Origin of the sequence: Hymenobacter sp. AT01-02, assembly GCF_000961955.2 — a bacterium.
Lineage (GTDB): Bacteria > Bacteroidota > Bacteroidia > Cytophagales > Hymenobacteraceae > Hymenobacter > Hymenobacter mucosus.
On sequence record NZ_JZIR02000186.1, the window covers coordinates 1 to 5,882 of the forward strand.

The 5,882-nt window shown below is 57.3% G+C and carries 8 protein-coding genes; all 8 read right to left on the minus strand.

Annotated elements, in window-relative coordinates; translation table 11 throughout:
• A partial coding sequence (locus VI25_RS22110) for a substrate-binding domain-containing protein (protein ID WP_236705207.1) occupies window positions 1-508 on the minus strand: 508 nt, incomplete at its 3' end.
• A gap of 520 nt (window positions 509-1,028) precedes the next feature.
• Window positions 1,029-1,781 carry a sensor histidine kinase gene (locus VI25_RS22115; RefSeq protein WP_152981772.1) on the minus strand — a complete coding sequence of 251 codons (753 nt, stop codon included), beginning with the start codon at window positions 1,779-1,781 and terminating at the stop codon, window positions 1,029-1,031.
• Window positions 1,778-2,191, minus strand: coding sequence for a hypothetical protein (locus VI25_RS22120; protein ID WP_055562906.1), 414 nt, complete (start codon window positions 2,189-2,191; stop codon window positions 1,778-1,780). Before VI25_RS22120 ends, VI25_RS22115 begins: the two co-directional genes overlap by 4 nt.
• An 82-nt stretch (window positions 2,192-2,273) precedes the next feature.
• The gene (locus VI25_RS22125; RefSeq protein ID WP_161807022.1) at window positions 2,274-3,374 is read right to left on the minus strand and encodes a PAS domain-containing protein; all 1,101 of its coding nucleotides are present in this window, start codon (window positions 3,372-3,374) and stop codon (window positions 2,274-2,276) included.
• A 199-nt stretch (window positions 3,375-3,573) separates the two neighbouring features.
• A complete protein-coding gene (locus tag VI25_RS22130; protein ID WP_052695792.1) occupies window positions 3,574-4,149 on the minus strand; it encodes a response regulator in 576 nt (191 codons plus the stop codon).
• Entirely contained in the window at window positions 4,125-4,409 is a 285-nt protein-coding gene (locus VI25_RS22135; protein WP_052695790.1) for an ATP-binding protein, read from the minus strand. Before VI25_RS22135 ends, VI25_RS22130 begins: the two co-directional genes overlap by 25 nt.
• Before the next feature lie 26 nt (window positions 4,410-4,435).
• Window positions 4,436-4,651, minus strand: a complete 216-nt coding sequence (locus VI25_RS22140) for a histidine kinase dimerization/phospho-acceptor domain-containing protein (RefSeq protein WP_236705208.1) — start codon at window positions 4,649-4,651, stop codon at window positions 4,436-4,438.
• Window positions 4,652-4,656: 5 nt separating this feature from the next.
• The gene (locus tag VI25_RS22145; protein WP_055562909.1) at window positions 4,657-5,571 is read right to left on the minus strand and encodes a PAS domain-containing protein; all 915 of its coding nucleotides are present in this window, start codon (window positions 5,569-5,571) and stop codon (window positions 4,657-4,659) included.
• Window positions 5,572-5,882: the final 311 nt, after the last annotated feature.

Here is a 5,882-nt window from a genome sequence, read left to right on the forward strand (position 1 = left end):
GGTCGGTGGCTGGAGAGGAGCCAGGAGTGCCCGTAATTTCGAGCACCTGGCCGCGGCCGCTTAACAATTGGGCAGCGTACTGCCCCGCGGTGCGACCTACCTCCTGGTTGTTGCCGCCCACGTAGGCGGTATAAAGGCGCGAGGTTGTACGTCGGTCAAGAATGACAACCGGAATGCCTTGATTGTAAGCGGCTTCTGCTATGGCCGTTAAGGGCCCCGACTGATTAGGGGAAATCAACAGTAAGTCTACCTTCTGCCGAATCAGTTCCTGCACCTGCTGGCGTTGCAGGGCGCTATTGTTCTTGGCGTCCAGCATCTGGAACTGCACGTTCGGGTGAAAGCTCAGTTCCTTTTCCATGCCGGCCAGCATGGCTCGGCGCCAGGCGTCGTTGGTGGTACACTGCGAGAAGCCTATGCGGTACACCGGCTCCCGGGTATCCGTCGTGCAGCTGACCAGCAGAGCTAATACACCGAAAGTCAGAAATCGGAACCAGTCATGTTTAGTCACTGAAAAGTTCAAAGGGTGGGAGTATGGTTGGGTAAGGGCAGGTAGGGTCGGCGTGGCACCAGTACCCCGGCGCAAGCGTGGGTGCTTGCTGACGACGGGCACGGATGAGCTTGTAAATTACTACAGAATAATTTGACTTATTTCCTTGATATAGGGAGACTTGTACACCTTCTTATTAGCGCCTACCCAGATGTTACCTACTATTAATAAAGGCGCTGGTGCAGCCGTGTTCTTCCTTAGCAGAGGGAGAAGGTAGGGTATCTGCTTGAGGTTGACCACCAATTGCGAGAGCAGGCACAGTAATAATACTATGGTAATCAGACTAGTAACTACTGATTGCCCGAGTGGGGCCAGTAGCCGAGGCTGCTATTTTCAGTTGTAAGGATAAGTTGGGCGCCCGCCTTTCTGAGCCGCGGCACTTCTAGCCTGCTCCCTTGCGCAGCCTTAGCAGGCTAGAAGTGCCTTGCTTCCCCTAGTGCCTAGGCCGAGTAGCAACGTAACGCTCCTACGCCGGAAAGAGCTAGGGTAGGGGAATGCAAATGGTGATGAGCGTCCCCTGACCCGGAGCAGATTCTAGTTGAAGCGTTCCGTTCAGCAGCGTTACCCGGTCTTCAATAATCTTCAGGCCAATACCCGTGAAGGGTGTGCGGGTGACAAGACCGACGCCGTCGTCCTGGGCTTCTATGCAGAGGCCGTGGGCATCGCGCGTTACTTCCAAGCGGGCCCGGGTGGCCTGGGCGTGCTTGATGATATTATTGATTAGCTCCTGCGCTATGCGGTAGATGGCCGTTTCCAGGTAGGGGGAGAGGCGTTCTGTCAGCCCATGGCACGAAAAGGCAATACCACTACTCGCAAAATGAGAGCAGAAATCTTTTAGGGCCTTGTCTAAGCCGTATTCCTTCAATAGGATGGGAATCAGTTCGTGCGAAACCCGTCGGGTTTCGGCAATGGCAGTGCCGAGTAGGTGCTCTGTTTTCGCTACCATAGCCGAAAGAGCACCCTCGGGCGCTGGGAGCAGGTGGGCAACCCGGTGAAGGTTTAGCTTGGTGGCGTACAAAAGCTGGCCCACCCCATTGTGTAAAGACTCAGCTATTCGATGGCGCTCTTCTTCCTGAGCATCAAGAATGGCAAACAACAGCTGGTTTTGTTGTTCCAGGCGCAGGCGTAGGTTTTCCTGCTCTAGGCGAATAACTTCACTGACGTCCATATCCACGCCCAGCACACGTACGGGCTGCCCGGCCGTATTACGCAGCACCGTGGCTCTTATCTTCAAGGACGTAACGCCCCCCGAACGTTGATACGCACGGTTTCTTCCATGGCCTGGGGGCTGTGCTGTAACTGGTGCATTAGCCGCTGGGCTAGCTGCCGGTCTTCTGTCAGCACGTAGTCGAGGTAGGTAGTGAGTTGTACGGGTGTGCCCACTGGTAAATCGAACAGGCGGTACATGCCCGCCGACCAGCGTAGTGTATCCGTAGCGGGCTCATACTCCCAACTACCTAGCTGCGCCACTTGCTCCGCTTGTTTTAGCTGCTGCAAGTTCTGGCGCAACTGCTGCTCGGCCTCTTTGCGCCCCGTAATATCGGCCGTGGTGGTGGCTACGCCATCGTGTAACTTCACGGTAGACTGGTGAAACCAGCCATCGAACTGCTCCTGGCGTAGTACCGCTCGCTCTGGTCGGGACACCCGGTTTCCACTACCCGCTTGAAGGTGTCGAATATGCCAGCTGCCACCACGCCGGGGTTTTGGGTTAGCAGGAGCTGGCCAATTACGTCGCCGTAGATGTTCTTCCCGCAGCCTGGTTATTGAGTATCCACCGAAAGTCCACGATTTCGCCTTGCTCGTCGCGTACGGCTTCAAATACCTGCACCATGCTCGGGGAGCTGTCGAGGGTAGCCTGCAGGAGTTCCCGGCTCGCCTGCAACTGCTGCTCGGCTTGTTTGCGGGCGTTGATGTCCTCGGTGTGCATCACAAAGCCGTCGCCCATTTTCACCAGCGTTTGGTGAAACCAACCATCGAATTGCTCGTGGCTATAGTAGTGCTCGTGGTCGACGGGTACGCCGGTATGCGTCACCTGCACAAACTGCTCAAACAGGCCATTAACAACCACACCGGGGTTTTCCGTGAGCAGGCTTTTGCCTACCGGCTCCCCGTAGCGGTCCGTCCAGGCTTTGTTGGCATACACCCACGTAAAGTCCACAATGTGCCCGTTGTCGTCACGTACTGCCTTGAAAGCCTGTACCACATAGAGCGAATTATCCAGGCTCACTTGCAGCTGCTCCTTGGCAGTCAATAGCTCCTGCGCCGCATCCCGCGCTTCCGTTTGGTCTTCTACCACGCTCTCTAGCCGAATGGCCGTGCCGGCAGCATCACACACTACCCGACCGTGCGAAACCAAGTTGCGCCACTGTCCATCGGGGCGCCGGATGCGGCGGCTGTACCAGTAAGGTTGCCGATTGCGTCGGGCCTGGGCGAGAATCCGCCGGATGGTAGGCACATCGTCTGGGTGAGTTCGGGAATCCATCCACGCCACCGACGGTGTACCCATCTGTGGTGTCTCGCCAAAGAGCTGATACATACCCGCAGAAAACTGCACCGCCCCGCTGCGCAGGTCCAACTCATAACTACCCAGGTGAGCTATGGCTTCGGCCGCTTGTAGGCGAGCTTCGCTAGTGGCTAGTGTCTGCTGAACAGTGTGCAAGTGCCGATTCTCTTCTAGCAATACTTCCTGCTGGGCTAGCAACGCGGTTAGCAACTCCTGAGCCTCCGCCAAGCTGGTAGGAGGAGCGCTGGCCCGGTGCTTCAACTGCTCCCAAGCAGTAGCAGGACTACTGCTGGCAGGTACATTAGCTGGCAAGATGTTTTCCATGAAGATGAAGGCAAGGGAAATACTCGTGTCGTAGTTAGCCTTCCAGAAAATGGTCGTCAGCCCAAGCAAGTAAGGAAACCTGGTGCCGCCTCAGGTGGCTATGCGCGCATAGAACGGCGCTGCAAGCAACAAGGATAACCAGGTCGCCTCGGTAGGTCAAAAGGCCAGCGCGTTTGGGCAAGCGTGTAGACCAGGCCAGTCAACCGTTTCGTAGAATAGGCTGCGTGAGTTGCAACAGCAATAGGCACAGATCGTCTTCCGCAAATGGCTTGGTCACGCACCCGTTCATGCCGGCCGCCAAGTACGTAGCTTGGTCTGCCTCAAACGCGTTGGCCGTTAAGGCAATAATGGGCATAGTGGTGCGGGTTGGGTTTGGTAGCTGACGGAAAGCCCGGGTTACTTCCAGCCCGCTCATGCCGGGCATTTGAATATCGAGTACCGCCGCGTCGTAGGGCTGCGCCTCAAGCGCAGCCAGTGCTGCTACTCCACTGTCCACCACATCAACGACTACGCCCCGCTGCTCCAAAATCACCCGGGTAATCCATTGGTTGATTAGGTTGTCTTCGGCCAGCAACACCCGCAGGCCCCGTAAGGCCGCGTAGCTTGCCTTCGGCGGTTCGGCTGGTACGAGGGTCGTGGTGTCCTCACTCCGCGGTAGCGTCAGCACAAAGAAAAAAGTGGAGCCTTCGTGCAAGGTGCTACTTAGCCGTAGCACGCCCCCCATCTGCCGCACTAGTTGGTCGCTGATGGCTAGCCCCAGGCCCGTTCCGCCCAAACCGGACGACGAGACCGCGCTACCTTGCTGAAGGCCTCGAAGATACCTTCCTGTTCCTCGGGGGCAATGCCAATACCCGTATCCTGCACCCAGAAGCGTACGGTCACGTCATCCAGGGTTTGGTTGACCAGCGTGGCACCCAGGTGAATGCTACCCTGCTCCGTAAACTTAAGGGCGTTGCCCAGCAGATTGAGCAGTACTTGGTGCAGGCGGGCCGCGTCGCCGAGCACTGGGAGCCCCTGGAGCGCATCTGCCGCCACGGTTACGGGGAGGCCTTTTAGCGTGGCTAGGCGCCTACGGTCTGCTGGGCACCTTGCAGGGTACTTAGCACATCGAATGGGGCCTGAACCAAGGGCTGAGGCCGGGAGGTGATTTTAGTTAAATCAAGTACGTCGTTGATTAGCATCAACAACTGATGACCAGCCTGCTGCATCGTGGTCAGGTAGTCTTGCTGCTGGGTAGTAAGTGGTGTTTTTTCCAGTAGCAGCGCCATTCCCAACACCCCGTTCAAGGCGTTCGGATTTCGTGACTCATGCGCGAGAGAAACATTTCCTTGGCCTGGGCATTTTCTTCGGCCTGCTGCTTGGCGTGCTGGGCCTCCTGCTCAGCCACTACCCGCGCCGTAATGTCGGTGTGCAGCGTTAGTACCTCCAGCCGGCCGTCTGCTCGTTGTAGGGGGCGTTTGTCGGTTTGGAAGTAGCGCACCTGTCCTTCCTCGGTTGTAAGCGAAATTTCACGACGAAGGATTTGCTTGGTTTCGAGCACCTGCCGGTTCCAGGCGCAGAACTGATCATAGTCGCGCTGGTGGTCGGTTCGTTGAGGTCGGTTGAAGCCCCGGCTCTGGAAGAAGTCTCGAAAAGCTACGTTGGCAAACACTACTTCGTTGGTAGGGCTTATCACGCAGAGCATGTTAGGTATCGTGTCTACGATCTGCTGGATGAAATGCTGGTGTTCCTGCAAGGTCATTTCAGCCTGCTGCCGCTCGGTAATATCAATGCCTAGGCTTAGCACCATGCGTAGCGTGCCATTGGGGGCGAACAAGGGACGGAAGCGCCGTAGGTGATACCGCTCCCCCAACTGGGGGTCCCACAAGGTTTCCTCCCACGTAACCTCCTGCCGCTCCCGCAAGGCTTGTTCAAACAGCACCTGGCGGCGCTCTGCCATAGCGCGGGGCCGCCCCCGCTGGGCGCACGATTCAAAGTTGTTCTTGCCAATCAGCCAAGCTCGCGTAGCTGCATCGGGTTCCACTACAGCGTTTACGTACAAATAGCGGTGTTCGGCATCGAAGGCTATGACGCCAGCGGGCGCGTGGGCGAGTATTGTTTCATAGAAGGACTCCTGCTCACTGAGTTGAAGCTGCGGCCAGCAAACGGCCCGCGCAGTTAGGTACAACGTAAGGTGCGCCTCTCCCAGCCCGGCCACTGCAGTAGCCTGGTAGGAGTTTCCGGCCAGCGTAACCTCCTGCGGCTGGCCGGTTTGTAAGGCTTGCTGCCCTAGGTGTAGCAGGTGCTGCCCATCTAACTTGTTGCACCGCGTCAGGACTGGCCACTAGTAGGGAAGCAGCGGCCGGGTTTGCGTAGCATACCTCACCCGCGGCAGAAAGCTGCATTACAGGTTGTGGATCCTGCTCCAGTAAGCTGGCACGGGCCTGCACTTGGGTCTGGCGCTGGTGGCGCGCGGTAATATCGCGACCCATAATCAAGCGTTCCGAGCTTCTGATTCCAGTACTAGGT

What these genes read in the sequence shown, in the direction of transcription:
- VI25_RS22125 (WP_161807022.1), bottom strand. Translation starts at nt 3,374, where the DNA reads ATGGAAAACATCTTGCCAGCTAATGTACCTGCCAGCAGTAGTCCTGCT.